The 2,009-nt window shown below is 73.5% G+C and carries 1 protein-coding gene and 2 pseudogenes; 1 reads left to right on the top strand and 2 read right to left on the bottom strand.

The features are described 5' to 3' along the window. Together H5J33_RS32950 and H5J33_RS32945 are read right to left on the bottom strand one after the other, a co-directional pair. Nucleotides 1-386 (bottom strand): annotated as a pseudogene (locus H5J33_RS32950) (cytochrome P450); the annotation flags it as partial. After that, the gene (locus H5J33_RS32945) at nt 383-1,189 is read right to left on the bottom strand and encodes an alpha/beta fold hydrolase (RefSeq protein ID WP_181798377.1); all 807 of its coding nucleotides are present in this window, start codon (nt 1,187-1,189) and stop codon (nt 383-385) included. The pseudogene H5J33_RS32950 and the gene H5J33_RS32945, both read right to left, overlap by 4 nt. Before the next feature lie 151 nt (nt 1,190-1,340). Between H5J33_RS32945 and cyc2 the strand changes: the two are divergent. Further along, a pseudogene (cyc2, locus tag H5J33_RS32940) lies at nt 1,341-2,009 on the top strand (germacradienol/geosmin synthase Cyc2); the annotation flags it as partial.

The raw sequence follows: 2,009 nt of genomic DNA, 5'->3' as shown, positions 1-2,009 counted from the left end.
CCGCGGGCGGCGGCCGTGAACCGCTCCACGCGCCCCGGCGTGAACGCGCGGCTCACCACCCTGCGCAGCCGCCCGTGCGCCGGCGGATCCTGGTTGAGCATCACGCGCCGGATGAACGGCAGGTCCTCCGGGTCGGGGTCACGGATCTGGGTGGCGCCCGCGTACGAGGAATAGGTCCCGGCGTCCTTCAGTACGCGCACCACGTCCGCGTGCCTCGTCACCGCCCAGAACCCGGGCCCGGCCGGCCAGCCCAGCACCTCCGGCTCCTCCTGCCAGGCCACCGGATGATGGTCGCGCAGCACGCGGTAGTCGTCGTAGGGCACGCCTGCGGCGTACCGGCGCGGATCGAAGACGTCCGGGACCGGCGGGACGGCGCGCCCGCTCACGCCCGCCCGCCCCGGTCCGCGCCGGGCCCCTCGGCGTCGTCCGCCCGCAGGAAGTCCTCGACCACGCGCACCAGTTCCAGCGGGGTCTCGTCCATGGCGCAGTGGCCGGCGCGGGGGAGCACCGCCAGCCGTCCGTGCGGGTACCAGGCGAGCCAGGTCCGCCGCATGACCTCCGGTGACAGCGCCGGATCGAGCGCACCGGCCACGGCCAGCGCGGGCACCCGGCTGCCGGCGACCTCGGCGCTGAAGTCGTCGCCCGACCACGAGTCCAGCCAGGCCCGGAACGCCTTGGCGTCGCTGCGCTCCAGCGAGCGGGCGACCATCCGGTCCAGCCAGGCGGCGGGCCGGTCGCCCCCGGTGGTGAAGTCGATGATCGCGCGCCGGTTCTCCGCGCGGTGCGCGGCGTCGGAGAACAGGGCCGCCTGTTCTCCGGCCAGGGGGAGGCCCGAGGCGGGCACGGGCGAGACGCCCACGATCCGGCGCAGCCGGCCCGGGGCCAGTGCGAGCAGCCGCTGGGCCACCGCGCCGCCCATCGAGTGCCCGATCACCGAGAACCGCCGCCAGCCGAGCCGGTCCGCCAGCTCCACCAGGTCCACGGCGGCCTCGGCGGTGGTGTACGTGCCGGTGGCGTCCCGGGCCTCGCCGTAGCCGCGCAGGTCGACCAGAGCGTAGGAGAAGGACGTGCGGTCGAGGTCCGGCAGCACGGGTGTGTACGCGGACCGGTCGGCGAACCAGCCGTGCACGGCGAACACCTTGTGGGCGCCGTCGCCGTGCACCTCATGGGGCAGCACGAAGGAGGTCATGCGCCTACCGTGGCCCCCGCGTGCGGGCACGGCAAGGCGGCCAACGCCACAACCCCCGCAGGAGTTCCCGGTTTTCCCCACGGTTCACGCGATGGTGTGATCATGTGCCTTGGTGCGGATGGGGGTCCGGAGGCACGGGTAGGGCCCGGCCATGACGCAGCCGTTCGAACTCCCGCACTTCTACATGCCGTACCCCGCGCGGCTCAACCCGCACCTGGACGAGGCACGCGCCCACTCGACCCGGTGGGCGCGCGAGATGGGCATGCTGGAGGGCTCCGGGATCTGGGACCAGGCCGACCTGGAGGCGCACGACTACGGACTCCTGTGCGCCTACACCCACCCCGACTGCGACGGACCCGCCCTCTCGCTGATCACCGACTGGTACGTGTGGGTGTTCTTCTTCGACGACCACTTCCTCGACATGTTCAAGCGGACCCAGGACCGCGCCGCCGGCAAGGCGCACCTGGACCGCCTGCCGCTGTTCATGCCGCTCGACCCCGGCACACCCGTGCCCGAGCCGGAGAACCCGGTGGAGGCGGGCCTGAAGGACCTGTGGGCGCGCACGGTCCCGGCGATGTCCGTGGACTGGCGGCGCCGCTTCTCCGTCGCCACCGAACACCTGCTCAACGAGTCGATGTGGGAGCTGTCCAACATCAACGAGGGGCGGATCGCCAACCCCGTCGAGTACATCGAGATGCGCCGGAAGGTGGGCGGCGCCCCCTGGTCGGCCGGGCTCGTGGAGTACGCGACCGCCGAGGTGCCCGCCGCCGTCGCCGGCACCCGGCCGCTGCGCGTCCTCATGGAGACGTTCTCCGACGCC

Origin of the sequence: Streptomyces sp. WELS2 (assembly GCF_013870595.1) — a bacterium.
In the GTDB taxonomy this organism is placed as follows: Bacteria; Actinomycetota; Actinomycetes; order Streptomycetales; family Streptomycetaceae; genus Streptomyces.
The sequence above is the reverse complement of the archived record's forward strand: the minus strand, read 5'-3'. Positions and strand labels throughout refer to the sequence as shown.

Bases quoted from the DNA above. Each gene is read 5' to 3' on its own strand.
- H5J33_RS32945 (WP_181798377.1), bottom strand. From the start codon at position 1,189: ATGACCTCCTTCGTGCTGCCCCATGAGGTGCACGGCGACGGCGCCCAC.